The following is a 26696-nucleotide window of genomic DNA, read 5'->3' as shown; positions in this document are numbered from 1 at the left end:
GTGGCTCCTATGCCTCTACCGGCCGGAACAGCGGCAGGGTCAGCTGGTCATCGAAGGTCTGGAACTCGACCTGCAAACGCTGGCCGATCTGCAATTGCTCACGCTCGATACCGACCAGGCCGGCGATCAGGCGCACGCCCTCTTCCAGTTCGATCAGGCCGATCGGGTTGGGGTAATCGAACGGCGGTACTTCGGGGTAGTGCATCACCACGAACGAATACAAGGTCGCGCGGCCGCTGGATGGCACGGAGTCCCAGTCGAAGCTATGGCATTCGATGCACACCGGGGCCGGTGGATGGCGCAGGGTCTGGCAGGCGGTGCAGCGCTGGATCAGCAACTGGCCCTTGTCGCAGCCCTCCCAGAAAAACCGGGTGTCGTCGCTGATGCCCGGCAGCGGGCGCTTGGCCTTGATCGGTGCTGGCTCAACCTTGGCCGGCGCCTGGGCATTGGCCGCGCGAAACTTGAAGACGCGAAACAGCAATTCGCCCACTGGCTCGTCGCCGCCTGCCTTTTCGACGAAATGGCTCATCACCAGGGTGACGAAAAAACCGGTGCCCAGGGCGGTGGTTTTCTCATCGCCCACCGCATCCAGGCGCGTGGTGTAGTAGAGCTTTTCCCCCAGGCGCACCGGGCGGGTAAAGCTCAGCTCGGAGTTCACCGCCACAGTCGAGGCATAGCCGTAGGCTTCCATTTCCTTGAGCACCTCGTATGGGTTCTCGTCGGTGGAGCCAGGCGGATAGTTGTTGGCGTGCAGGCCCTCCATGGTCCACACCTGCAACATCGCCGGCGGCGCGATCAAGCCCTCATGTTGAGTGCCCAGGGCAAAAGCCGGGTCGATGTACAGCGGGTTGTCCACGCCCATGACTTCGCACCACTGGCGAATCATCGGTGCGTTGACCTCGTCCCAGGCATACACGCGGCCGTATTGGCGCCCCACCAGGGCGCGCACATTGGATAGCAATTGTGGATCAGCCAAAGTCGTCTCCTTCAGATTGAAGGCGGCCACCGAACCCGGTCGCCGCAATAGGTCGATCAGGTGGGCAGAACCTGCGCAGCACCGAGAAATGCCGGTCGTTCACCACCGCCATGCAGCAACAGGTTGCAACCGCTGGCGTAACTGGCCAGCGGTGATGCGATGTAGAGGCAGGCGTTGGCGATGTCTTCGGCCACTGCCATTCGGGCGGCCGGAATGCCGGCAGCGACGGCGGCGATACCGGCTTCGGAGCCGTAATGCAGATGCGCCTGTTCGGTCAGCACCAGCCCTGGACTGACCGTGACCACGCGCACCTTGGGTCCCCACTCCACCGCCAGCGATTGCACCAACGCCAGCACCCCGGCCTTGGCGGCGCCGTAAGCGGCGGTGCCTGGCGAGGAACGCAACGCGCTGATGCTGCCGATAAAGACGATGCAACCGCCCAGCGCCTGGGCCTGCATCAGCCGGTTGGCATGCTGGGCGACGTTGAGCGGCGCGATCAGATTCAGACCGATGATGCTTTCGTGAAACCTTGGCGAGGCCGTGGCCGCGTCGGCGGACGGGCTGCCACCGGCGTTGTTGATCACCACGTCGAGGCGCCCGAAGTCGCGCTCGATGGTGGCGAACAGGCGTTGCAGGGAATCGTGCTCGCGCACATCGGCGGCAATGAAGCTCGCACGCTTGCCGCCCTCTGCCGGCACCTGCTCAGGTTCGCGCCGGGCACAGACAATCACCCGCGCGTTGGCAGCCAGGAACCCCCGTGCAATGCCGGCGCCGATGCCCTTGGTGCCACCGGTCACCAGCACCACTTTGCCGCTGTAATCAAGACCCGAATGCAGCTCCATCATGTGCTCCTTTCTCTACTGACAAGGATCACTCTAGGGACGAACCGCAGGCCAAACTACGTCTGAACGGACGATGAAAATTCATCCTCGCGAACAGGACACTGGCGGCCATTCACACCTTGTCTGCTCTTTGAGGCTGCCCATGTCCGACCCATCCGCTGCACCGGTTCTGCTCGAACGCCCACTGCCCGGCGTGGCCCTGCTGCGGCTCAACCGTCCGCAGGCGACCAACGCCTTGAGCCTGGAATTACAGGCGCTGCTGTCGCGGTATTTCGCCGAATTGGCGATTGATCCCCAAGTGCGCTGCATCGTGCTGACGGGTGGAGACAAAGTGTTCGCGGCCGGTGGCGACATCAACAGCATGGCCGGGGTTGGCGCCATCGATATCTACAAGCGCCACACCGAGCGAGTCTGGGGGCCGATCCAGCATTGCCCGAAACCGGTGATCGCGGCGGTCTGCGGTTACGCCTACGGCGGTGGCTGCGAGTTGGCGATGCACGCCGACCTGATCGTCGCCGGACGCAGCGCGCGCTTCTGCCAACCGGAAATCCGTATCGGCATCATGCCTGGCATCGGCGGCACTCAACGTCTGGTGCGCGCGGTCGGCAAGGTCAAGGCGATGCGCATGGCACTCACTGGCCAACCGATCAGCGCCGAGGAGGCCTGGGTGGCCGGGTTGGTCAGCGACCTGGTTGACGATGACCAAGTGCAGGCCCACGCGTTGGAGCTGGCGCGGGTGATCGCGGCGATGCCGGCGCTGGCTGCCGAGCAGATCAAGGAAGTGATTCTGGCGGGGATGGACGCGCCACTGGAGGCGGGCCTGGCGCTGGAGCGCAAGGCCAATGCACTGTTGTTCGCTTCGCGCGACCAGAAGGAAGGCATGCAGGCGTTCATCGAAAAACGCCCGGCGCAATTCGAAGGGTACTGAACGCTCATCATCCAAACGCACACAACCTGCGTAGCCGGCTCGCTGGCGAGAGCGTCCTGCAAGCCGGCTTCTACAAAAGGCAGATCCGGTTTAGATACTCATCACCATCTGCCCGCTGTCCACCCGCAACTCGACGCCATTGATTGCCCGGGACTCATCGCTGGCCAGAAACAACACACTGGCCGCCACGTCCTCTGGCCGGCACATGCGATTCATCGGGTCGCTGTCGATGGTCAGGCGGTCTGCATCGACGCCCTCAGGAAATCCGCCACGGGTCATGTCGGTGAGCACGCCATCCGGATGCAGGGTATTGCAACGGATGCGGTATTTGCGTCGGCGGCAAAGCACCGCCACCGAGCGCGACAACGCCGCGACCGCCCCTTTCGAGGCGCTGTAGGCCAGGTAATCGTCACGCCCCGCCAGGGCTGCGACGGAAGACAGATTGATTATCGAACCACCGCTGTCCTTCATCAACGCAATGCCTTCGCGACAGCCCAGAAACACGCCATCGGCATTCACCTGCATCACTTTGCGCCAATCGGCCAGGCTGGTTTCTTCAATCGAGCCGTGGATCAGGATGCCGGCGTTGTTGACCAGAATATCCAGTCGACCATAGCGCTCGCGCACATGACCCACGACGTCGCGCCATTGCTCTTCACTGCTGACGTCCTGGCGGATAAAGGCGGCGGTCGGGCCGATTTCCTGCGCCAGCGCTTGCCCTGCCTCGACATCGAGGTCGCTGATCAGCACTTGGGCACCTTCGGCCGCGAGCAGCCGCACGCTGGCGGCGCCGATGCCCTTGGCACCACCGGTAACCAGCGCCACCTTGCCGTGAACCCGTCCGTTCTGGTTGTTTTGATTGAGCGTCATCATGTCATCTCATGTGCGTGGGGCGTTGGTGAGGGTTGACCTTGGGCGCGGGCGACGGCGGCACCGGCGCGCCGGCCGGAGAACACGCAGTCAGCCAGGGACAGGCCGCTGATGTACAAATGCGAAGGAATCCCCAGGGCAGTGCGTCCGGCGGCGTACAAGCCAGCGATTGCCTGACCCTGCTCGTCCAGTACGGCGCCGCTGAGTTCATCCACCCGCAGCCCGCCGAGGGTCAACGCTCCCAGCGGAAATACCGGGTTGGTCACGGAAATGTCGCAGGCATAAAACGGTCCCTGATCGAGTACCTGGCGGCCGCCCTCGGATTTGCCGAACGGCTCCGGTGCCTCGCCACGGGCAGCGGCATTGGCCGCCAGCACCGAGGCACGCAGCACCGCCGGGTCCATGGAGGTCGCATTGGCCAACTCGCTCAGGCTCTTGCCCTTTCGCACTTTGAACAGCATCAGCGCCAAGGCCGGGAAACTCTGGAACCACCAGTAGCCTCCAAACAGTGCCTCGCCAATTGCCTTCTTGCGCAACGGCGCATCCAGCACCAGCCAGGCCTTGCCACCCTGCTCTTCCATCAACGGCTGGCCAAGGGTGGCGCCATACACTTCTTCATTGCAGAAACGCTGACCCTCGCGATTGACCACGATGCCTTTGTGCCAACTGTACGGCGGGTTGAGGAAGCGCCACGCCGACACTCGCTCCAGCCCTCGCGCCTGACCGCCGACGCTGGCGCCCAGGCGCAAACCGCTGCCATCGCAGCCAGTGGCGCCCACTTTGAAGTTGCGGCGAAACTTCGGCGCATGCTGCCCAAGCAACTGGCGATTGAAGATGAAGCCGCCCGTGCTGAGGATCACGCCGTTGCGTGCTCGCACCCGCCGTGGACGGGCGAAATCACGTTCAAGCTGGCAGATCTTTACGCGCAGTTTGTTGCAATAACCCGGTGCGAAGTTCTGCAATCGTTCGGCGCGGGCCGCCAGTCGTGCATGCAGCTCGGTCTCTTTACTGCCTTCGGGCATGCACCAGAATTCGGCACCCAGCACGCGTTTCTGAGGATCAACCACCAATCGCCGCGCTGCCGCTTGCAACAGCGGGCGAGCCCCGGCCTTGAGGCACGCAGCCTTGAGGTGGGCATAAAGCACCGCGCCGCCCTGGCCTTTGCCGACGGTGCGATGACCGCGCGGCGCCGCTGGCAAGGGACCGCGATGATCAGGCACCAACTCGTTACCCGAGTAATAGAGAAAGTATCCATCGGGCGGATACGAGGTCTTGCCCCCCGGTGGCATCTGGTGGGCGTAGGGCGCGCCATGGCTTTCCAGCCATTGGAGATTGCTCACGCTGTCGGCGCAGAAGCGCCGCAGGGTGTCGTCGCTGACCACGTTTTGCGTTTCGTGCTTGAGGTAATCGAACATGGCTTCAGGGCTATCGTTGAAGCCCGCCGCCTGCTGATGGCGAGTACCGCCGCCGGCATACACAACTCCGCCGCTCTTGGCGCTGGCACCACCACCGGTGAACCGGTCGGCGATCAACACATCGGCGCCCCTGGCGCGAGCTTCCAGCGCGGCACACGCACCCGCCGCTCCCCAGCCGATGACCAGCACATCGCATTGTTCATCCCAGTGCACGCTTTCGCTGTCGGCCACTCGCAAGGGTGGCAGTATTTCGGTGCTGGGGAGGTTATTGGACATGGACATCTCTGCCTCCTATACCGTGCGAGCCAAATGGTTGGCAGCGACATAAGCGAAGGTCATCGCCGGCCCCAGCGTACCGCCGGCACCCGGATAGCTGGTGCCCATCACCGATGCCGAACAGTTGCCGATGGCGTACAGCCCGGCGATGGCCGTACCGTCATCGCGCACCACCTGTGCGTGCTCGTTGGTCAACAGGCCGCCCTTGGTGCCGATGTCGCCGGCATCCAGGCGCATGGCGTAATACGGACCTTTTTGTAGCGGCGCCAGGCAAGGGTTGGGCTTGACGTTGCAATCGCCGTAGTAACGATCGAAGACATTGCCGCCACGGGCGAAGTCGAGGTCGACACCACTTTGGGCATAGTCGTTGACTTTAGTGACGGTGGCTTCCAGGCCGGCACTGTCGATGCCGATCTGCCGGGCCAGCCCGGCCAACGTGTCAGCCTTCCAGTACAGCGTGTTGAGCCACTCCTTGCGCAGGCGGCTGTCAGGCATGATCTGGCCGGGCATCAACGGGCCCATGGCGTAGTTGAAGCGGAAATGCGCGTCGAAGATCACCCAGGCTGGCACTGTTTTTCCGCCGGTTTTCTGGTTGTCCTGATGCATGGCATCGACGAACTCCAGGTAAGGCGCCGCCTCGTTGACAAACCGCTGCCCCTCACCGTTGACCACGATGGCGCCCGGGAATGCGCGCTCGGCGAAAATTCCCCGGGGCTTGTCTTCTCCGGGTACGGCAATGGTCGGCGCCCACCACGCCCAGTCCATCAACGCGGTGGCCGCGCCCTGAGCCATGCCGGCTTCCAGCGCCGCACCCGTGTTGTTACCCGGTGGCGTCGCGCTCCAGGATTTGCGGGTCGGCTTGGGCAGGTACTGGTCGCGCAGGACCTGATTTTGTTCGAAGCCACCCGAGGCCAGGATCACTCCCAACCGCGCATGCAGTTGCAGCTCGGCGCCGTCACGTCGCACGGTGATGCCGCTGATCCGTTCATTGTCGGTGATCAACCCGCAGAAATCGGTGTTGAGCCACAACGGTACGTCGCGGTCCATCAGCGAGCGACGCAACGAAGCCACCAACGAACTGCCCAGGGACGCGCGACGATCAATTTTGCTTTTGCGCCGCCACTTGAAGTCCAGCTTGTAGCGCATCATCAGTTTCAAGATCAGCAGGCGCCAGCCGAAACTGCGGGCCATGACCTTGTGAGCATCACGCGCAGTCCAGGCGATGCAACCCATCAGCAGCGTTGAAGGCGATGGCTTGCGCAGGTTTGCCAGCTCATCACCCAGCAGACTGGTGTCAAAAAATTCAGGGTCCAGGGTCCGCCCACCGGCAAGGGCTCCCGGAAGATGCGGATAGTAATCAGGGTATTTGGCCGCTACTGCATAACGCACCCTGCTTTTGCGGGTGAGCTGTTCGATCATCTTCGGCGCATTGTCCAGGTAGGCACGCAGGCGCACTTCATCGACATGCTCGCCCGCCGCCGCCTTCAGGTAGGTCAGCGCCGTGGCGTAGCTGTCGTTGCCACTCATGCGAGCGAAGTAATGGTTGTTCGGAATCCAGATACCGCCGCCGGAGATCGCCGAGGTGCCGCCGTACTGGTCGCTTTTCTCCACCACCAGCACGCGCAAACCCTGATCGGCGAGGAACACCGCCGAAGTCATCGCACCTGCGCCCGAACCGACGACGATCACGTCGTAGTGGGTCTGAGACTGAACTTGAGCCGTCATTGTTGTTATGCCATTAGCTGAGGTCAGAAAGAAACCGCCGACCACGCAGGGTGCGCTGGCGGAGTGCAGCCCATGATCGGGGCTGCGGGGGGATGGGCTCATCGTCAAAGTGGACTAGGGGGATATAACGGCTCCCTGTAGGCGCTGGCTTGCCGGCGATGGCGTCCGTGACATCGCTTTCGCTGGCAAGCCAGCGCCTACAGGATGGAGGTGTCGGGTTACAGCATGGCGCGCCTGGCGGCCCATGGATGTGCCTGTTCCAACTGGCTGGCCAGACGCAACAGCACGTCTTCGCCACCCAGGCGAGCGGTGAACATCATGCCCACCGGCAAGCCGTCATCGCTCTGGCCCAGTGGCAGGGAGATAGCCGGCTGGCCGCTGACATTGGCTATCACGGTGAAACCGGCGCTGCCCATGGCCTGATGGGCGTAGCTGTCCCAAGGCTGGTCAAGCGACAACAGACCCAGCTTCGGGGTCAGGCTGCCCGTGACCGGCGACAGGATCACGTCATAGAGTTCAAAGTGCTGCTCCATCGTCGCACCAATACGCTCGAACGCTTGCCGCGCGCGGTACAGGTCTTCGCCACTGGTCGCTTTCGAGCGCTCGAGGTTGACCAAGGTGATCTTCTCCAGATCCTGAGCCGTGGCAGCCCGCCCGAGTACCTGCTCCCGGTCATGAATCTGCACACGCAAGGCTGTGCCGAGCGCAGTGCCATGGGCACCGAACAACTGGCGCGGATCGATGTTCAGCGTCAATTCGTCGAGTTGATGCCCAAGCGCCAACAGTTGCTTGATGGTCTGCTCCAGCGTGGCGGCAATCGCCGGGTCCAAAGGGGCGCCGGTCAGTGACTGGCGCACCACGGCCACGCGCAACTTGCCCGGATCACGCTGCAATTCTTCCACATAAGGTCGAATCAACGGTGGGCACCAATAAGCACTGCCCGCCTCATGCCCCTGACCGGCATCGAGGAACAGCGCGGTATCACGCACCGTGCGCGACACCACATTGGCAGCGCTGGCGCCAAACGAACCTTCGAAATGCAGTGGCCCGCTGGGGGTGCGATAGCGGGTCGGCTTGAGCCCGACCACGCCGCAGTACGAAGCGGGAATGCGGATCGAACCGCCGCCATCAGTGGCATGAGCCACGGGAACGATCCCCGCCGCCACCGCCGCAGCCGAGCCGCCGGAAGAACCGCCGGCGCTCATGGCCAGGTTCCACGGGTTATGAGTCTGGCCCCAGGCCAAGGATTCGGTGGTGGTGGTTAAGCCGAATTCGGGCGATGTGGTCTTGCCGAACGGCACCGCACCGGCCTGTTCATAACGGGTGATTAGCGTGCTGGTACGCGCGGCGGGCGGTGAATCCTTGAACATCCGGCTACCGTTACTGGTGATCGTGCCTTGCAGCGTGGTGTTCAGGTCTTTGAACAGCAGCGGCACACCAGCCAGGGCGCCCTGGTTGTAGGTGCCGGCGACGCGGCGCTGGGCGAGCAAAGTCCGCGCGTAGGTTTCATGCAGCATGTTCACTGCATTGACCTTGGGGTTGACCTCGTTGTAGCGCAACAGCGCCGCCGCCAAGAGGTCCTCGGCGCTCAGTTCGCCACTGCGGATCGCCTGGCTCATGGCCCAGGCATCCATCGCCTGATAGTCGCTGGCCGACAGCCCCGCCGCGCGGGCATCGGCAAACCGCCCCAGAATCCCGACGCCGACAGCCACGGCACCGGCCTTGAGTACGCTGCGGCGCGGCCAGCCGGTGGTGGAATTGAGTGGTGCGTTTTCGTGGTTATCCATGGTGATGATCGCGCCCTGATTGTGGGTTGTTAAGGATAGAGGTCCGACTCCTTGTGGGAGCGAGCCTGCTCGCGAAAGCGCTAGATCAGCCAACGTTGATGTTGAATTTGCTGACCTCATCGCGAGCAGGCTCGCTCCTACAGGGGGGAGCGGTATTCAGATGGAACAAGGCCGGGTTCAAGCGACATTGAAGCGCGCCGACAATTGATCCAATGCCCGCGCCAGTTGCTCCAGGTCGCGGCGGCCACCGCGCTACGCCCGGCGTTGGCCGACAACGCTCCGGTGCCGGTCGAGACACTCTCGACCCGGCTGACCATTTCCCGCGTGACGCGCACCTGTTCGGTAATCACGGCGGCGATGGTGTCCACGCTGCGGATCACATCATCGGCGCCACTGCGAATCTGCGCCACCAAAGGCGCGCTTGAAGCGCTGGGCGATAGTAATTGCCTTGTACATAAACAGTGGCCTGTCCCATGCAGCGGATGGGGGCGCAAGGCCCCCGCGCTGAAATCAGTCGGAGGTTACCCCGGCCAGCATGGCCGCCAGATAGTGCTCGCCATAAGGCGGCAACAGGCCCCATTCGCGGCGCGGGTCATGGGCCGACGCCTGGAACACCGTGCGCAAGTGACTGAATTCGAGAAAGCCTTCGCGGCCATGGTAATGGCCCATGCCCGAAGCGCCGACGCCACCGAACGGCGCATCGTGCAGCGCGGGATGCATCATCACATCGTTGAGAGTGACCCCGCCTGACAGCGTGTGCTCCAGCACGTAACGTTGCTCGTGTGCATTCTCGCCGAAGTAGTACAACGCCAGCGGACGTGGTCTGCCGTTGATCTGCGCAATGACCTGTTCGAGGTCGTCATAACCAAGCACAACCATCGCCGGGCCAAAGATTTCTTCGTGCATGATCAGGCTGTCCGGAACCGGATCAATCACCACGCGCAGCGGACGCCGACGGTCCCCGCCAGCCTCCACGGCCAACGATTCTGGCAGGCATTCGACGCGCGCACCGCTGGACTCGGCGTCCTGTACCAGACCTTCGACCCGGTCCAGATGACGTTGGTTGACCACCGCCACCACATCCGGATTGCCGGCCACTGTCGGGTTGAGATCGCAATAGGCACTGCGCAGCGCATCGAGAAACGATTCCAGTTGAGCCTTGGGCACGTAGACAAGATCCGGATTGATGCAGACCTGCCCACCATTGCAAATCTTGCCCGCCGCGATGCTGAAGGCGGTTTTGTTCAAATCAGCAGTGGTTGAAACGATCACCGGCGACTTGCCGCCGAGCTCCAGGGTCACCGGCACCAGGTTTTTTGCGGCATTGCCCATCACTAGCCGGCCAATCGCCGTGCTACCGGTGAACACCAGGTGGTCGAAGGGCTGGCTGCTAAAGGCCTCGCCCAGTTCCGGCCCGCCGTTGACCACCGCCACTACGAGTGGGTCGAGATGCTCGGCGCACAAACGCGCCACCAGTTCGGCGGTGCGAGGCACCACTTCCGAAGGCTTGAGGATGGCCCGGTTGCCGGCCGCCAGCGCCGAGGCCAGTGGACTGAACAAGGTATACAGCGGTGCGTTCCAGGTACCCAGGATGCCCACCGTGCCTTTTGGCTGATGCATGACCCAGGCTTTGGCTCCGAGCTGGTCATAAGGAGCGAACATCTCGCGCGGCTCGTCCTGCATCCAGTCCTGCAGGTGGTCACGGGCATGTTTGAGCGAGGCCAGTGCGCCCAGCACGTCATTCATCAATGAAAACCCGGCAGGCCGCCCGCCAAAATCCTGGTCGATTGCCGTGGTCAAGGCCTGGTGGTTATGGACCAGCAGGTCGATCACTTGTTGGAGTCGCTGGCGACGCGTGTCGGCGCTGACATTGCCGCTGCTGGCAAAGGCTTTTTTCTGTTGTGCCAGCAGGCTGGAAAGGTCTTGGACGCAAGATGCGGCTGTACTCATTGTTATTCCCTTGCAGGTTGGCTCGATGGCCGTTGAGCGCCCGATGCGCCTGGCGCCACCCTAGCCTCTCGCAAAGCTGCGTCGCCTCGTCCAATCGGACGAGATTCGTACATTAGCGTTAGTCCGTTGAGACGATGTTCAGCACCCGCAAACGCCCAATACTGGCCATACGAAAACCCCACTCCATGAGGCCAGTCATGGCAATGCAAAACATCAGCTTCGATCCCCAGGCATTTCGTGCCGCGCTCGGCACGTTCACCACCGGGGTTACGATCATCACCACCCAGACCGAAGACGGCTCGCCCGTGGGCATCACCGCCAACAGCTTCAACTCGGTTTCACTCAACCCTCCGCTGGTGCTCTGGAGCCTGTCCAAGCAAGCGCGCAGCCTGCCGGTATTCAGCAGCGGCAAGCATTGGAACGTGCACGTGCTGTCCACGGAGCAAGAGACGCTGTCCGGACGTTTCGCCACCCAGGGCGAGGACAAGTTCGCCGAGATCGAACTTGATCATGGCGTCAGCGAGGCACCGCTGCTGCAGGATTGCACGGCGCGCTTCCAGTGCCGCACGGCGTTCCAGTACGAAGGCGGCGACCATGTGATCTTCGTCGGTGAAGTCCTCGCCTTCGATCACAGCGACCGGGCGCCGCTGGCTTTCCAGAGTGGCCAATATGCCTTGGCGACGCGCAAGCCACGCAGCGAGCTGCGCCTGGCGACCACGCCACCACCACCGGAATGCAGCTATACCGAAGACTTGCTCGGCTATCTGTTGGGGCGCGGCCATTACCAGGTACTGAACGCCTTGCGCCAGTTGCTCAACAGCCAGCAGCTGGACGAACAGACGTTTTTTGTCCTTTCGATTTTGTGTATCCGCGACAACCTGACCCTCGAAGAAATCAATACCTTCGTTAACTACACCGGCCGCGAAGTCACCCTGGCGAGCATGCGTTTTCTCGAACGCCAGCGCCTGGTCGCGTTCGAGGGCGCGGCAGATTCACTACGCTTTGTGCTCACGGCCCAGGGCCGTGAGGTTTCAGTGCATCAACTGGCATTGGCCAAAGCCGTGGAAGAAGATCTCTCAGTCAAACTCGGTGCCGCCGACGCACAAGCCTTGAAGGTTTTGCTCAAGCGCCTGATCGTCGTCAGTGACCCTGGCTTGCCTGACCTGTGGGCACCGCGGTGACAGCCCGCGCAGGGTTGTTGTCACCCGTCAGTGTCGGGTGGGGCAGCCATGGCTTGCTATTGCTGCTGGCGATGGTGTTTGCCGACAATTTCGTCGGGCGACAAATACTCGCGGTCATGGTCGAGCCGATCAAAGCCGAATTCGCGGTCAGCGACACCTCCATCGGCTTGATCTCGGGCCTGGCATTCGCCGCTGTCTATGCACTGCTGGGTCTTCCAGCCGGGCGGCTGGTAGACCGCATGCCTCGTATCCGTCTGCTGGCCATGTCTTGCCTGCTGTGGGCCGTAGCGACCATGGCTTGCGGGTTGGCTGGCAGCTTCCTGGCGCTGGCCTTTGCGCGAATGCTGGTGGCCGTCAGCGAATCGCCGACGACGTCAGCTTCGCTGTCGTTGATCGCTGACCTGTATCCACCCCAACGACGCTCATTTGCCATCAGCTGTTTTACCGCCGCACCGACGTTTTCCTCGATCATCGGATTGAGCATCGGCGCCTGGGTGGTGGAGCACTATGGCTGGCGCAGTGCATTCATTGCCCTCGGCATGCCGGCCCTGGTGTTCAGTGCCATCCTGGCGTTTGTCGTGCGAGATCCGCAACGTGGCCGCTGGGACCTCACGCCACACCCTCACACGCAACCTGCGCTGTTGGGCATGCGCGCCGAAGCACGCAAGCTCTGGGCCTTGCCTGCCTACCGTTGCCTGATCCTCGCAGGTGGTTTGACCACGCTCAGCGCCTATGCCATCGGCATGTGGAACACCAGCTTCCTGGTGCGCTCCCACGGCCTGTCACTGCAACATGCCGGGTTGCTCGCGGGGGTGATATGCGGTACCTCGGCCGGGATCGGTGGCCTGTTCAGTGGCTGGTTGAGTGACCGCCTGTGTCGGCGCCATCCACACTGGCAGGTTTCGATTCCGGTAATGGGCCACTTGGCAGCCATCAGCGCGTTAGTCCCTTATCTGCTTTGGTCCGATGTCCTGCTGGTGCGCCTGGGTGATGTGCCAATTCCACGCGCCATGCTCTGGTGCGCGCTGTATTCGTTCTTTTCCGTATGGTGGGTCGCCCCGTCCTACAACCTCGTTACCCAACTGGTGCCACCCGCTCGACGTGGTACCGCCATGGCGCTGCAAACCATCGTCAGCACACTGCTCGGGGTTGGCGTCGGACCACTGATAACCGGCTTGTTCAGCGATATGTTGCTACCGCTGTTTGGTCAAGAGTCACTGCGCTATGCACTGTTGCTGGTGAACCTGCCGGTGATTTGCGCGGTGCTGTTGCTGATCCGCACGGCTCACCATGCTTCCAGTACCGATTATCGCCACGACGGATAATTCTCCCGCCACGAGCGCCGGTACTTTTGTCGCAGAAAATGATATTTCGCCAATCCCTTTGCAGTTGACGAACCCACATGCCAGCTACCACTGCCTCCGCCAATCCTGTACACAGCGCCCGGGATCGACTGCTTGACGCTGCCCTCGAGCTCTTTGCCACACGCGGCTTTCAGGCAATCGGCTTGAGAGATCTGGCGAGCTACCTGGGGATGCATGCCGGATCGCTCTACCATCACATCGAAAATAAACAATCCTTGTTATTCGAGCTTATTGAGTCTGCCTTAACCGACTTATTGCTCGACACCCAGCGTCGAGTCAAAGGCGCACGCAGCCCAGGCAAACGTCTACAGCTGTTTATTCAAGCCTTCGTCGCCTTTCATTTTAATGAAAAGCACAAATTGGCCCTGATTACTCGTGAGTTTGCCAATCTCAATGAAGAACAACAGCAGCAGATAATCCGGCTGAAAAATAAATACTCGTCTCTCCTGAATACAATTATCACCAGTGAGTATGGCAAGGATGGAAAGCCTGATGCAGACACGTGCGCGACCACCAGTGCAGTCATTGTGATGCTATTTGGACAGTCTCAGTGGTACAGCGTCGAGACAACCGAAGCACAACTCACAGAGGCGCTCACAAACGTTGTTACGTGCATCATTGCACATAGCAGGAAGGCCTGATTTGAAGCCTTTGAGGCCTCTGCAAAACCAGGGGCGATTCAAATAATCACACTGGGGATACAAAAAGTCGCAGAGCACAAATTTACCCACTAACTCCTGAATCGCTTTATCCTTGAGCCTGATGAAAAGCCATGCACCCTGAATACGGCTGTTGACTGTTTCCCCATGCGCAAACTTCTGTACCTGACTTTCTCCATGGCGCTGCTCGCCGCACTTGCGACCTACGCCATGTGGGCCGCCGACCGCCCGGTGGGCCATTACCTCTCGGATTTGCGGATCAACCTCGCCGTCGATCAGGGTACACCCGGTGATCGTGGCAATCTGCTGGGCATCCAGCCCGAACTGTTTCCCACCGATTACCAAAGCCCCGAACGTCTGCACCGCAAACTGGCGGCCTACCTGCAAAAGGCCCGGGACCAGGGCCTGCTGAATGAAAAAACCGTCGTCGTGCTGCCGGAGCACGTAGGCACCTGGCTGATGGTGAGCGGCGAGAAAGATGAGCTGTATCAGGCGGCGACCCTCAAGGAGGCCATGAACTGGCTGGCCGTGAGCAATCCCTTGAAGTTCGTCCGCGCGCTGATCAGCGCTGAGGGCGGTAACCGACTGGACGACGCTCACCTGCGCATGAAAGCCAAGGGCATGGCCAAGGATTACCAGGCGCTGTTCGGCGGATTGGCGAAAGAATTTCATGTGACTCTCGTAGCAGGGTCTATCGTATTGCCCGAGCCCACCATCATCGACGGCACACTGAAAATCGGCCGTGGCGCCCTGTACAACAGCAGCGTGGTATTCGATCGCGACGGCTTGCCGATCGGCCAGCCGCAGCGCCAGTTGCATCCGTTTTTTGAACAGCAGGACGCGATCAAGGCCAATGGAGAGCCCGCACTCAATGTCGTCGACACCCCGGCCGGGCGCCTGGGCGTATTGATCGGCAATGACAGCTGGTACCCGGACATCTACCGCCAGCTCGACGATCAGGGTGCGCAACTCGTCGCGGTTCCGGCGTTTGTAGTTGGACGCGGGTCCTGGGATCAACCGTGGCGCGGCTTCCGCAGTTTGTCGACGCCAGGTTCCGTCAGTCTCAAAACCGGTGAGCTCAGTGAAGGCCAGGCCTGGCATCGCCTGACGCTAAGCACCCAGGCACCAGGGAGCCAGGCAGTGGCCGGCATGAGCGTGTTCCTGCGCGGTCAATTCTGGGATCAGGGCAGCGCCGGGCAAAGTTTTCTCAGCAGCAACGGTCAGCATTTCGCAGACGTCAATGCTCATGGTGCGCGCTTGCTGAACCTCTGGTTGTAAACCATGAAACCGGTGCCGATGCGTCTCGGTGATTTGTCGGTGGGCTTTGTCCATAGCCTGGCGGACGCCGTGCGCAGCCACGGTGCAGACCCTCAGCCACTGCTGGAACAATACGGCCTCGACGTCGCTCGCCTGAGTGAAGCGGGCGCACGATTATCGATACCGCGCTACATGCGCCTGGGCCATAGCGCCATTGCACTGACTGGCAACCCGGCGCTCGGCTTGCACATGGGCCTGCTCAGCCGTTTGAGTCAGGCGGGTCTGGCGGGGGTCACCGCCGCTCAGGCGCCCACGGTACGCGAGGCGGCACGTTGCCTGATTCGTTTTGAAGCCTTGTACGGCTCCAACTATCGCGGTCAGTCAAGCTTTCACGAAGATGCCCGGGGTGCCTGGCTGAGGTTCTATTCCATCAGCCCTTACAACAGCTACAACCGCTTCGTGGTGGACTCGATCATTGCTGGCTGGTTACACCAATTGTCCAGCGTGAGCCCTGCCCCGCTTCGGGCCGATCGCATCGACATCGAGTTCGAAGAGCCCGACTACCGCGCGGCCTATGAAGTGCTGGGCGACTGCCCGATTCAGTTTGCTGCCGAGCACAATCAACTGCGCCTGAGCCTGGCCAGCCTCGCCCAGCGCAACCCCGAGCATTGCCCAAGTACATGGCGCCATTTGCTGCAACTGTGCGAACGGGAACTGGAGCAACTGACACGCACCCGCAGCCTGCGTGAACGCATCACTCAGTTACTGGGGCCGTTGCTCAATGGTGGCCGGGAACCCGACCTGGAAGAAGTGGCGGCACGCCTGAAGCTGCCGACCTGGACATTGCGCCGCAAACTCGCCGAGGAAGGCACGCAATTTCGCGCCATTCTCAATGACACGCGTCGTGACCTGGCCATGACCTACATTCGCGATACCGAACTGGCATTCGGGGAAATCGCCTACCTGCTGGGCTTTGCCTCAGCCGAAGCGTTCCAACGCGCCTTCAAACGCTGGAATGGCCAGACGCCGGGCGAATTTCGCCGTAGCCATCGCCAAACTGCCTGAAGCTTACAGCTCAGTAGCGTCTTCGGCTGGTTCCAGCGGGTCGAGCTCAAACGCCTGATATTCCAGCAGCTCTTCTTGATAATCGTCCATTTTTGTATCCCCCACCGCTCATGAAAAAGCCTGAATAAATGACCAACGCCTTGAGCATAAAGTGCCCGTGTGAAAGAACCATGACGCGGACACGACGGTACGTCGCTACTGAATAAAACGTAGCAGGCGTTCTGGAATTTATCACTGGTTTTTTTTGGTGCATCCCGCAGGATCGCGGGCTGGTTTGACGAGGATCAATCTTTGCAGCTACGGGATCGGTGCGGACTCACGCAATCCCGTTGCCACATCAACCCTTCACTGGCCGGAGACCGGCATCGACTGAATCGGCTCGCTCGGCGGAGCCATGTTGTCTGGATTGGACGGCGGTGTAATCGTTTCAGCAGATGACGCAGGCTCGGAACTTTGTGTCGGAGCAATCGGCGCAGCTTCAGGCGGCGGCGCAACCGGCTCGGAGGCTGCTGGGGTGGCCTCGGCAGGTGCGGGTGCAGGTGCCGGTTCCGGGGTCGGCGCTGGTTCTGCCGCAGGAGCCGGGGTGGCTACCGACGGCGCCGGCGCAGCCTTTGCTTCAGGCACGCCCAGATCGGTTTTCGGCTTTTCAGTGATGTGGGCAGCTTTCTTCGCTTCCGGCGGCAGGAACAGCTCAACCAGGGCGAAGAAGCGCTCATAGAACTTGGCCGAAGATACGGTTTCGCTGGCGACCTTGACCATCGAGTCATCGGACGAGCCAATCGGCATCGAAACCGAGCCCAATACACCGACGCCGAGGCTGGCAGAGTTATTGGTCTTCTTCAGTGCATAGCGATCCTGCAATGCGTTGGCGAACATGGTTGCATGGTGCCCTTCGCTGCCGTCATCGGCACAGACCACACTGAAGCTGATCTCCATGTGAGTCTCGCCAGTCTGCTGGAAACTCTTGTGGCCGCTGACCAGTTTAGGGTCGCTGCTGGTGATGATGTAGCCCTGGCTGAGCAACGCACGGCGTGCAGCTTCGCAGGACTGCGCATCAGTCACCGGGTAATTACGGGAAAACGTTCCGGAATCGTCGAAGTTCTCATGCTCATAAATAGCGGCTTTCTTCGACGAGCACCCGGCTGCGGTGACAAGCACCAGCGCCAGCCCGGCGATACGCATGGGAAATGATTTAAACATTGAACATCCTGAGGAAAACGGTCCGGGGCGTATTGTGCAACAGATCGATGCTTAGCGGAGCAACGATTGTGTCTTAAAACAGTTACAGGTGTGTTGACCCCGCGATTATGGGAATGTCAGACCGGCTGTCGCAAAATGCAAAAAAAACCCCAGCCTTTCGGCCGGGGTCATTGTGAAGCGCAAAACTCAGTCAAGCATCAGAAACGCTTGATGTCGGCTTGGCTTTCCAGCTGCTTGCGGTAGGCCGCAAAGTCCTGCTGACCAATGCGCGACGCGAGGAAGCGACGGTATTGAGCCTTCTCTTCTTCGGTCGGCGTTGCGGCTTCGTTCACGCCGTTTAGACGCACGATCATCAGGCTGCCATCAGGCAGAGTCACACTGCTGAAGGTCGGCTTGTCCTTGCCCGCAGGCTTGGGCATGCGGAACAGCGCTTGCAGCACGGCTGGATCAACCCCTTCCTGAGCGCGAGTCGCGGCTTCGATGACTTTCCAGTTCTGACCGTCGATTGGTTTATCCAGCGGCGTCTTGCCGTCGCGCAGGCTCGCAATCAGACCATCAGCCTTGGTTTTGGCAGCAGCGCTCGCGTGCTCCTTGGTCAATTGCTCACGAATGGCAACGTTCACGCTTTCCAGAGGCAGTTGCGCAGGCTTGAGGTGCTCCTTTGCACGCACCACGACCACAGTTTCCGGATCGAGCTCGATGGCGGTGCTATTGGCACCTTCATCCAGGACTTCCGGACTGAACGCTGCAGTGACCACGGCACGGTTGGCTGCAACACCCTCGCCGCCTTCACGACCAAATGGCTTGGAAGTGTGAACGGTGAGTTTCAGGTCTTGCGCCGGCTGGGCCAGGTCGGATGCTTCGAACGAGGCGTCCTCCAGTTGCTTGGTCGCCTCGACAAAACGCTGCTCGACCTGCTGGGCCTTCAGTTCGCGGGTCAGCTTGTCTTTCAGGCTGGCGAATGTCGGCACTTCAGGCGCTTCCACACCCAACAGTTTGATCAAGTGGAAACCGTAGTCGGTGCGAACCGGTTCGGAAACCTGATCCTTGGCCAACGAGTACAGCGCTTTTTCGAACGCTGGATCGTAAACGCCAGGACCCGCGTAACCGAGATCACCGCCGTTGTTCGCCGAACCCGGATCCTGGGAGAACTCCTTGGCCAGGGCCTCGAATTTCTCGCCTTTGGCCAGACGTGCCTTGACCTCGTCGATCTTGGCTTTGGCCTGGGCTTCAGTGGTCTTGTCGTTCACTTCGATCAGAATGTGCGCAGCCCGGCGTTGTTCGGACAGGTTGGCGGTTTCTTTCTGATACGCCGCTTGCAGGTCTTCGTCCTTGACGCTGACCTGATCAAAGAAGGAAGCCTTCTTCAACTCCAGGTAATCGATGACCACCTGATCCGGCGTCATGAATTCCTTGGCGTGTTCGTCGTAGTAGGCTTTGACTTCATCGTCGGTCAGTTTCACTGCCGCCGGATCAGCCTTGATGTTCAGGGAAGCGAAATCGCGAGTCTGTTTTTCCAGACGGGCAAAGGCCAGAACCTGTGCATCGGTGACGAAACCGCTACCCGCCAGACCGGCGCGCAGTTGGCCAATCAGCATTTCCTGAGCCAACATCTGGCGGAATTGCATACGGCTGTAACCGAGTTGTCGAATGACCTGATCGAAACGCTCAGGACTGAACTTGCCATCCACCTGGAATTCAGGTGTTTGCAGGATGACCTGATCCAAAGCCGCTTCGGAAAAAGCGAACTTCGAGTTCTCTGCGCCTTGCAGCAGCAGTTTGCGATCGATCAGGCCTTTAAGGGCCGATTCGCGCAGCATTTTCTCATCGAGCAAGGAGGCATCGAAATCCTTGCCCAGCTGTTGCATGAGTTGACGGCGTTGCATATCGACCGCCTGGCTCAGCTCGTTCTGGCTGATGTCATCGCCATTGACCTTCGCCGCTTCATTCTTGTGCGTCGTGGCCTGGAAAATGGCGTCGAAACCAGTCAAAGCCATCAATGCAACGATGACGCCGATGATGGTCTTGGCAATCCAGCCTTGTGAATTGTCCCTGATGTTCTGCAGCATGCGTCCCCCATAAACGGTTGAACTTCAAAATTAGGCAACCGTGGAGCGTGGGTAGAATCCGGATAGAAGAAAGGCGCATCCGAGGATGCGCCTTCTCGTAACTGACGGAGCGGACCGATGACTCGAACTTGCGAGCCTCGGTGTCTCGGACCGGCGACCTGCCGACTGGACTACCGCTCCGCTGCCAGGTCAGGCTTGACCCCGACCCGGATAGGCAAAAACCTGAATCGAACTTAGTTGACAGCTTCTTTCAGTGCTTTACCGGCTTTGAAACCTGGTTTTTTGGCTGCCGCGATTTCCAGTGTCTTACCAGTCTGTGGGTTACGACCGATGCGAGCTGGACGATCAGTTACGGAGAAAGTACCGAAACCAACCAGAACAACGGAGTCGCCAGCCTTGAGAGCGCCAGTGACGGATTCGATTACAGCGTCCAGCGCACGGCCAGCAGCAGCTTTCGGGATATCAGCGGATGCAGCGATAGCATCAATCAGTTCCGACTTGTTCACTCTAAGTCCCCTTATATCTATTTGAGTATGATTCTAAGTTTTTTTGGTGAAAGCAAAAACGAGTGCTGAATGGCCTACAGACACTTAAGAGCCGCTTTATAACAAGGGCTCTAAAAAGCTGTCAAGGAAGCCCCCCAGGCAAATACGTACTAATGCGTGCTAATTCTTTCCTTAGAATCCGACTCGCGCTTTTCATCCTTTGCGACTATCTCCGGAGCCACATCCGGCAAGGGCTCCGGCGCGTATTGCAGCGCAATTTGCAGGACCTCGTCAATCCATTTAACCGGTTTAATCTGTAGATCTTGCTTGATATTGTCAGGAATTTCCTTCAGATCGCGAACATTCTCTTCAGGAATGATCACGGTCTTGATTCCGCCCCGGTGAGCGGCCAGCAGTTTTTCTTTCAAACCACCGATCGCCAATACCTGACCACGCAAGGTGATTTCACCGGTCATGGCAACATCCGCACGTACGGGAATGCCGGTTAATGCCGAGACCAGTGCCGTGCACATGCCCACACCGGCACTAGGACCGTCCTTCGGAGTCGCCCCTTCCGGCATGTGGATGTGCGTGTCACGCTTCTCGTGGAAGTCCAGGGGGATGCCCAGGCTCTTCGCGCGGCTGCGAACAACGGTCAAGGCTGCAGTGATCGATTCGACCATCACGTCACCCAGAGAACCGGTCTTGATCAATTGACCTTTACCCGGCACGACGGCGGCTTCGATGGTCAGCAATTCACCGCCCACTTGAGTCCACGCCAACCCGGTAACCTGGCCAATCTGATCCTGCTGTTCTGCCAGGCCGTAACGGAATTTCCGCACCCCCAGGAAGTGCTCCAGCATGTCTGCGGTGACCTTCACCGAGAAGCGTTTTTCCAGTGCATGCTCTTTGACAGCCTTGCGGCAAACCTTGGCAATCTGGCGCTCCAGCCCCCGCACGCCGGCTTCCCGGGTGTAGTAGCGGATGATGTCACGGATCGCTTCGGCTTCGAATTCGAGCTCGCCTTTCTTCAAGCCATTGGCAGTAATCTGCTTCGGCGAGAGGTATTTGACGGCGATGTTGATTTTCTCGTCTTCGGTGTAGCCGGGCAGACGAATCACTTCCATCCGGTCCAAGAGAGCCGGTGGGATGTTCATGGAGTTCGAGGTGCAGAGGAACATCACATCGGACAGGTCGTAATCGACCTCCAGATAGTGATCGTTAAAATTGTGGTTCTGCTCTGGATCGAGCACTTCCAGCAATGCCGACGCCGGATCGCCACGCATGTCGCTGCCCATCTTGTCGATTTCATCGAGCAGGAACAGCGGGTTGCGGACGCCCACCTTCGTCATCTTTTGAATCAATCTTCCTGGCATCGAACCGATGTAAGTACGGCGATGGCCACGAATCTCCGCCTCATCGCGTACGCCACCGAGGGCCATGCGGACGAATTTACGGTTAGTGGCGTGAGCAATCGACTCCGCAAGAGAGGTCTTACCTACCCCTGGAGGACCTACGAGGCACAACACCGGACCACGAATTTTCTTCACGCGCTTCTGCACGGCGAGGTATTCGAGGATGCGTTCCTTAACTTCTTCCAGACCGTAGTGATCGGCGTCGAGAATGTCTTCTGCACGCGCCAGATCGAGGCGTACCTTGCTTTGAGCCTTCCACGGCACCTGAACCAGCCAGTCGATGTACGAACGTACCACGGTCGCTTCCGCGGACATTGGCGACATTTGCTTGAGCTTGTTCAGCTCTGCGGTCGCTTTGGCGAGCGCATCTTTTGGCAGTCCAGCGGCATCGATACGCTTTTTCAGGTCTTCGACTTCGTTGTGGCCTTCGTCGCTGTCGCCGAGCTCTTTCTGAATGGCCTTCATTTGCTCATTCAGGTAGTACTCGCGCTGACTGCGCTCCATTTGCTTTTTAACGCGACCACGAATGCGTTTTTCGACTTGCAGCAGGTCGATTTCGGCGTCCAGCAGAGCCAGTACATGCTCGACCCGGGCCGACAAATCTATGATTTCGAGAATTTCCTGCTTCTGCTCGATTTTCAGCGCCATGTGCGCGGCCATGGTATCGACCAGACGCCCTGGCTCGTCAATGCTGTTGAGCGACGACAGGACTTCAGCAGGGACTTTCTTGCCCAACTGCACATATTGTTCGAACTGGGAGAGCAGGCTGCGAACGAATACTTCCGACTCACGCTCGGGCGCGTCGACTTCGTCGATCAGCGACACTTCGGCACGGCAATGGCCGTCCACTTCGCTGAAACGCTCTACGGTGCCGCGCTGTTCGCCTTCGACCAGAACCTTGACCGTGCCATCAGGCAGTTTGAGCAGCTGCAACACGGTAGCAATCGTACCCACGCGATAAAGCGCGTCTTCTCCGGGATCATCGTCAGCAGGGTTTCTCTGAGCCAGCAGAAGGATCTGCTTGTCACCCGTCATCGCAGCCTCAAGGGCTTCGATGGATTTCTCGCGCCCCACGAACAGCGGGATAACCATGTGCGGATAAACCACTACATCACGCAATGGCAGGAGAGGCAATTCGATGGTTGTCTTCATGATTTCGCCTCTACGGCGGCCATAAGGCCGTAAACAGATGGAAGTAAGCTTGAAACCAAGATGGGGGCAGCCTTTAAAAAAAACAAGCACAAAGACTGAGTAAAAACGCGCAAAAAGCAAAGGGGCCCGAAGGCCCCTTCTTTGTACCGGCTGCGTGACGCTTAAGCGTCTGGCGCGGCCTTGGCAGCAGGCTCACTGTTTTCATAGATATACAGTGGCTTGGACTTGCCTTCTATCACGCTTTCATCGATCACTACTTTACTCACCTCGGATTGCGAGGGGATTTCATACATAGTGTCGAGCAATACACCTTCGAGAATCGACCGCAGACCACGGGCACCGGTTTTACGCTCCAGGGCACGTTTAGCGACCGATTTCAGCGCGTCGGCCCGGAATTCCAGGTCCACGCCTTCCATCTCGAACAACTTGGCATACTGCTTGGTCAGAGCATTTTTTGGCTCGGTGAGGATCTGCATCAAAGCAGCTTCATCAAGCTCGTCCAGCGTTGCAAGAACTGGCAGACGACCGACGAATTCCGGAATCAGACCGAACTTGACCAAATCGTCAGGCTCAACTTCACGCAGGGACTCACCGACTTTCTTGCCTTCTTCCTTGCTGCGCACTTCTGCGTTGAAACCGATGCCGCCCTTGGTGGAACGGTTTTGAATAACCTTTTCCAGACCGGAGAACGCACCACCGCAGATGAACAGGATGTTACGGGTGTCAACCTGAAGGAATTCCTGCTGCGGATGCTTGCGACCACCTTGAGGTGGAACGGAAGCGACCGTACCTTCGATCAACTTGAGCAGGGCCTGCTGCACGCCTTCACCGGAAACGTCCCGGGTGATCGACGGGTTGTCAGACTTGCGCGAAATCTTGTCGATCTCATCGATGTAGACAATGCCCATCTGGGCTTTTTCCACGTCGTAGTCGCACTTCTGCAGCAGCTTCTGAATGATGTTCTCGACATCTTCCCCCACATAACCCGCCTCGGTGAGGGTGGTTGCGTCGGCGATGGTGAACGGAACGTTCAGTAAACGAGCCAGTGTTTCGGCAAGCAGGGTTTTACCCGAGCCTGTCGGGCCGATCAGCAAGATGTTGCTCTTGCCGAGTTCGACGTCGTCATTCTTTTTGTCACGCTGGTTCAGACGTTTGTAGTGGTTGTACACCGCTACGGCCAGAACCTTTTTCGCACGCTCCTGACCAATCACGTACTGATCGAGGATGCCGCTGATTTCTTTAGGCGAAGGCAATTTATGCGCGCTGCTTTCGGCCTGGGCTTCCTGCACCTCCTCACGGATGATGTCATTGCACAGGTCGACGCACTCGTCGCAGATAAAGACCGAGGGGCCGGCAATCAATTTGCGTACTTCATGCTGGCTTTTGCCACAGAAGGAGCAATAGAGCAGCTTGCCGTTGTCCTCGCCGTTGCGGGTGTCAGTCATTCGTTCGATCCAAATCCGATAGGCTTGCAACACAAGATGAAGGCTATTGCGGGCTTTTTCAAGCCCGCCGGTGATCAGACGCGCTGACCACCCCTATTTGAGTTGCTTATTTAAGCGGGGCGCTGGCTGATCACTTCATCGATCAAGCCATATTCACGCGCTGCTTCTGCACTCATGAAATTGTCGCGGTTGGTGTCGCGCTCGATTTCTTCAAGAGTGCGACCGCTATGCTTGGCCATCAGCGAGTTGAGACGCTCACGGATGAAGAGGATTTCCTTGGCATGGATTTCGATATCCGAGGCCTGGCCCTGGAAACCGCCCAATGGCTGGTGAATCATCACACGTGAGTTTGGCAGGCAGTAACGCTTGCCCGGGGCGCCGGCCGTCAGCAAGAACGCACCCATGCTGCACGCCTGACCGATACAGGTGGTCGAAACATTAGGTTTGATGAACTGCATGGTGTCATAGATCGACATGCCTGCTGTCACCGAACCGCCCGGGGAGTTGATGTAGAGATGGATGTCCTTGTCCGGGTTTTCCGCTTCAAGGAACAGCAACTGCGCGCAAATCAGATTGGCCATGTAGTCTTCTACCGGACCAACCAGAAAGATCACTCGCTCCTTGAGAAGGCGCGAGTAGATGTCATAGGCGCGCTCGCCACGAGCAGACTGCTCGACAACCATCGGGACCAGGCCGCCTGCGGCCTGGATATCAGAGTTCTGCTGAATATACGAATTACGGAACATGCTCTGCAGTCACTCCCAAATAGTTATGTCTTGAATACGCATAAGCCAGCTCGAAGGCTGGCTTATGGTGTGTGCTTCTTACCGCAAAACTGATCAGTCGGCTTGTGGAGCTTCTACCGGCTTGACCGCTTCTTCGTAAGAGACCGATTTGTCGGTCACGCTAGCTTTCTGCAGAACAGTATCCACAACTTGCTCTTCCAGCACAACCGAACGAACTTCGCTCAGTTGCTGGTCGTTCTTGTAGTACCAGGACACCACTTGCTCAGGCTCTTGGTAGGCCGAAGCCATTTCCTGAATCATCTCGCGAACGCGGGCTTCGTCAGGCTTCAGGTCGAATTGCTTGACCACTTCAGCCACGATCAGGCCCAGCACAACACGACGCTTGGCTTGCTCTTCGAACAGCTCGGCCGGCAGTTGGTCAGGCTTGATGTTGCCACCGAACTGCTGAACAGCCTGCACGCGCAGACGGTCAACTTCGTTCGACAGCAGAGCCTTTGGCACTTCGATCGGGTTGGTGGTCAGCAGACCGTCCATTACCTGATTCTTGACCTTGGACTTGATCGCCTGACGCAGCTCGCGCTCCATGTTCTTGCGAACTTCGGTGCGGAAGCCTTCCAGGCCAGTTTCCTTGATGCCGAATTGAGCGAAGAACTCTTCGGTCAGCTCTGGCAGTTTAGGCTCGGAAACAGTGTTCACGGTAACGGTGAACTCGGCAGTTTTGCCGGCCAGGTCGAGGTTCTGATAATCCTCTGGGAAAGTCAGGTTCAGAACACGCTCTTCGCCGGCTTTTGCACCAACCAGACCGTCTTCAAAGCCAGGGATCATGCGGCCGGAACCCAGGACCAACTGAGTACCTTTGGCGGAACCGCCAGCGAACACTTCACCATCAACCTTGCCAACGAAATCGATGTTCAGTTGGTCTTCGTTTTGCGCGGCGCGATCAGCCACTTCGAAGCGGGTATTCTGCTTGCGCAGGATGTCCAGCATCTTGTCCAGATCGGCATCAGCCACTTCAGCGCTCAGGCGCTCGACAGTGATACCTTCGAAACCGGCAACGGTGAACTCAGGGAACACTTCGAAAACAGCAACGTATTCCAGGTCCTTGCCAGCTTCGAGCGACTTAGGCTCAATCGAAGGCGAACCAGCCGGGTTCAGCTTCTGCTCAACCACAGCTTCGTAGAAAGAAGACTGGATCACATCGCCTACAGCTTCCTGGCGAGCTTCAGCACCGAAACGGCGCTTGATTTCGCTCATTGGCACTTTGCCTGGACGGAAGCCAGCAATCTTGGCCTTTTGGGCAGTCTGCTGCAGACGCTTGTTGACCTGAGTCTCGATGCGCTCAGCCGGCACGGTGATGCTCATGCGGCGCTCAAGAGCAGAAGTATTTTCAACAGAAACTTGCATGGATATTCCTCGTTGCACAGACGTTAGCCGGCCGTTTCCGACCCCAGAATCAAGGGCATGCATTCTAGTGGGTCAAACTCAAGAAGTCACCCTACTGAAAACGGGTAAAAACGCAGCAGGCAATTTATAGGTGCGAATGCACGAATGCACCTCGCCCCGGTGGCAAATACAGCCAATCACGCCAGGGCTCTGCGCCAACCCTTCTATATATAGAAGAGGCTGCCAATCATCTCCCTGACAACCGATCTTGCGAGCAAGGCCGGCGGGCAGCGCGGCATCATCGAGAAACATAAATACGACGAAACGCCCCAACCCCTTCGACCCAGTACCTGCAGCCGCCAGCCACTCAAACCACTGAAACAAAAAAGGCGCCAGACTGTTAAATCTGGCGCCTTTCGAAATATGGGGTGGACGATGGGGATCGAACCCACGACAACGGGAGTCACAATCCCGTGCTCTACCAACTGAGCTACGCCCACCATATT

General features: G+C 59.2%; 21 protein-coding genes and 2 tRNA genes. 6 read left to right on the top strand and 17 right to left on the bottom strand.

Going from position 1 to position 26696, the window contains the following annotated elements; genetic code table 11:
• Nucleotides 1-7: 7 nt before the first annotated feature.
• Nucleotides 8-976 carry an OB-fold domain-containing protein gene (locus ABVN21_RS05385; RefSeq protein WP_339552977.1) on the bottom strand — a complete coding sequence of 323 codons (969 nt, stop codon included), beginning with the start codon at nt 974-976 and terminating at the stop codon, nt 8-10.
• Nucleotides 977-1032: 56 nt separating this feature from the next.
• Complete coding sequence (locus ABVN21_RS05380; RefSeq protein ID WP_339552976.1) at nt 1033-1818, bottom strand: SDR family oxidoreductase; 786 nt, start codon at nt 1816-1818, stop codon at nt 1033-1035.
• 142 nt (nt 1819-1960) lie between these two features.
• Here ABVN21_RS05380 and ABVN21_RS05375 point away from each other — a divergent pair, with 142 nt between their 5' ends.
• Nucleotides 1961-2746: an enoyl-CoA hydratase gene (locus ABVN21_RS05375; protein WP_339552975.1), complete on the top strand. Its 786-nt coding sequence runs from the start codon at nt 1961-1963 to the stop codon at nt 2744-2746.
• Nucleotides 2747-2836: 90 nt separating this feature from the next.
• On the opposite strand, the gene ABVN21_RS05370 is transcribed toward ABVN21_RS05375, so the two are convergent.
• The 6 genes from ABVN21_RS05370 to ABVN21_RS05345 form a co-directional block, all read right to left on the bottom strand.
• Complete coding sequence (locus ABVN21_RS05370; RefSeq protein WP_339552974.1) at nt 2837-3619, bottom strand: SDR family oxidoreductase; 783 nt, start codon at nt 3617-3619, stop codon at nt 2837-2839.
• Entirely contained in the window at nt 3616-5313 is a 1698-nt protein-coding gene (locus ABVN21_RS05365) for an FAD-binding protein (protein ID WP_339552973.1), read from the bottom strand. The genes ABVN21_RS05370 and ABVN21_RS05365 overlap by 4 nt, the downstream gene beginning before the upstream one ends.
• A 9-nt stretch (nt 5314-5322) precedes the next feature.
• The gene (locus ABVN21_RS05360) at nt 5323-7032 is read right to left on the bottom strand and encodes an FAD-dependent oxidoreductase (protein WP_339552972.1); all 1710 of its coding nucleotides are present in this window, start codon (nt 7030-7032) and stop codon (nt 5323-5325) included.
• Between the two features lie 218 nt (nt 7033-7250).
• A complete protein-coding gene (locus ABVN21_RS05355) occupies nt 7251-8819 on the bottom strand; it encodes an amidase (RefSeq protein ID WP_339552971.1) in 1569 nt (522 codons plus the stop codon).
• A gap of 137 nt (nt 8820-8956) precedes the next feature.
• A complete protein-coding gene (locus tag ABVN21_RS05350; protein WP_339552970.1) occupies nt 8957-9229 on the bottom strand; it encodes a hypothetical protein in 273 nt (90 codons plus the stop codon).
• A gap of 100 nt (nt 9230-9329) precedes the next feature.
• On the bottom strand, nt 9330-10769 hold the full coding sequence (locus ABVN21_RS05345) for a coniferyl aldehyde dehydrogenase (RefSeq protein WP_353637228.1): 1440 nt from the start codon (nt 10767-10769) through the stop codon (nt 9330-9332).
• Nucleotides 10770-10966: 197 nt separating this feature from the next.
• On the opposite strand from ABVN21_RS05345, the gene ABVN21_RS05340 reads away from it, so the two are divergent.
• The 5 genes from ABVN21_RS05340 to ABVN21_RS05320 all read left to right on the top strand — a co-directional run bounded on the left by ABVN21_RS05340 (nt 10967) and on the right by ABVN21_RS05320 (nt 16295).
• The gene (locus tag ABVN21_RS05340; protein WP_339552969.1) at nt 10967-11950 is read left to right on the top strand and encodes a flavin reductase family protein; all 984 of its coding nucleotides are present in this window, start codon (nt 10967-10969) and stop codon (nt 11948-11950) included.
• A 17-nt stretch (nt 11951-11967) separates the two neighbouring features.
• Nucleotides 11968-13275, top strand: coding sequence for an MFS transporter (locus ABVN21_RS05335; protein ID WP_339553122.1), 1308 nt, complete (start codon nt 11968-11970; stop codon nt 13273-13275).
• 77 nt (nt 13276-13352) lie between these two features.
• Complete coding sequence (locus ABVN21_RS05330; RefSeq protein ID WP_339552968.1) at nt 13353-13955, top strand: TetR/AcrR family transcriptional regulator; 603 nt, start codon at nt 13353-13355, stop codon at nt 13953-13955.
• 165 nt (nt 13956-14120) lie between these two features.
• The gene (locus ABVN21_RS05325) at nt 14121-15251 is read left to right on the top strand and encodes a carbon-nitrogen hydrolase family protein (RefSeq protein ID WP_339552967.1); all 1131 of its coding nucleotides are present in this window, start codon (nt 14121-14123) and stop codon (nt 15249-15251) included.
• Nucleotides 15252-15254: 3 nt separating this feature from the next.
• Nucleotides 15255-16295, top strand: a complete 1041-nt coding sequence (locus ABVN21_RS05320; protein ID WP_339552966.1) for an AraC family transcriptional regulator — start codon at nt 15255-15257, stop codon at nt 16293-16295.
• A gap of 345 nt (nt 16296-16640) precedes the next feature.
• Here ABVN21_RS05320 and ABVN21_RS05315 read toward each other — a convergent pair whose 3' ends face one another.
• The 9 genes from ABVN21_RS05315 to ABVN21_RS05275 all read right to left on the bottom strand — a co-directional run bounded on the left by ABVN21_RS05315 (nt 16641) and on the right by ABVN21_RS05275 (nt 26690).
• Nucleotides 16641-17495: a DUF2242 domain-containing protein gene (locus ABVN21_RS05315; protein ID WP_339552965.1), complete on the bottom strand. Its 855-nt coding sequence runs from the start codon at nt 17493-17495 to the stop codon at nt 16641-16643.
• Nucleotides 17496-17692: 197 nt separating this feature from the next.
• Nucleotides 17693-19564, bottom strand: a complete 1872-nt coding sequence (locus tag ABVN21_RS05310; protein ID WP_339552964.1) for a SurA N-terminal domain-containing protein — start codon at nt 19562-19564, stop codon at nt 17693-17695.
• A gap of 105 nt (nt 19565-19669) precedes the next feature.
• A tRNA-Leu gene (locus ABVN21_RS05305) sits at nt 19670-19744 on the bottom strand.
• Nucleotides 19745-19797: 53 nt separating this feature from the next.
• On the bottom strand, nt 19798-20070 hold the full coding sequence (locus ABVN21_RS05300) for an HU family DNA-binding protein (RefSeq protein ID WP_002552737.1): 273 nt from the start codon (nt 20068-20070) through the stop codon (nt 19798-19800).
• Nucleotides 20071-20219: 149 nt separating this feature from the next.
• Nucleotides 20220-22616 carry an endopeptidase La gene (gene lon / locus ABVN21_RS05295; RefSeq protein ID WP_339552963.1) on the bottom strand — a complete coding sequence of 799 codons (2397 nt, stop codon included), beginning with the start codon at nt 22614-22616 and terminating at the stop codon, nt 20220-20222.
• 161 nt (nt 22617-22777) lie between these two features.
• Nucleotides 22778-24061: an ATP-dependent Clp protease ATP-binding subunit ClpX gene (clpX, locus tag ABVN21_RS05290; protein WP_007946893.1), complete on the bottom strand. Its 1284-nt coding sequence runs from the start codon at nt 24059-24061 to the stop codon at nt 22778-22780.
• Nucleotides 24062-24171: 110 nt separating this feature from the next.
• On the bottom strand, nt 24172-24807 hold the full coding sequence (clpP, locus tag ABVN21_RS05285) for an ATP-dependent Clp endopeptidase proteolytic subunit ClpP (protein ID WP_339552962.1): 636 nt from the start codon (nt 24805-24807) through the stop codon (nt 24172-24174).
• A 93-nt stretch (nt 24808-24900) separates the two neighbouring features.
• Nucleotides 24901-26211 carry a trigger factor gene (gene tig, locus ABVN21_RS05280; protein WP_339552961.1) on the bottom strand — a complete coding sequence of 437 codons (1311 nt, stop codon included), beginning with the start codon at nt 26209-26211 and terminating at the stop codon, nt 24901-24903.
• A gap of 403 nt (nt 26212-26614) precedes the next feature.
• Nucleotides 26615-26690, bottom strand: a tRNA-His gene (locus ABVN21_RS05275).
• Nucleotides 26691-26696 lie beyond the last annotated feature (6 nt).

It is taken from the genome of Pseudomonas sp. MYb327 (assembly GCF_040438925.1).
GTDB lineage: Bacteria > Pseudomonadota > Gammaproteobacteria > Pseudomonadales > Pseudomonadaceae > Aquipseudomonas.
This window is presented reverse-complemented; position numbering and strand designations above follow the sequence as displayed.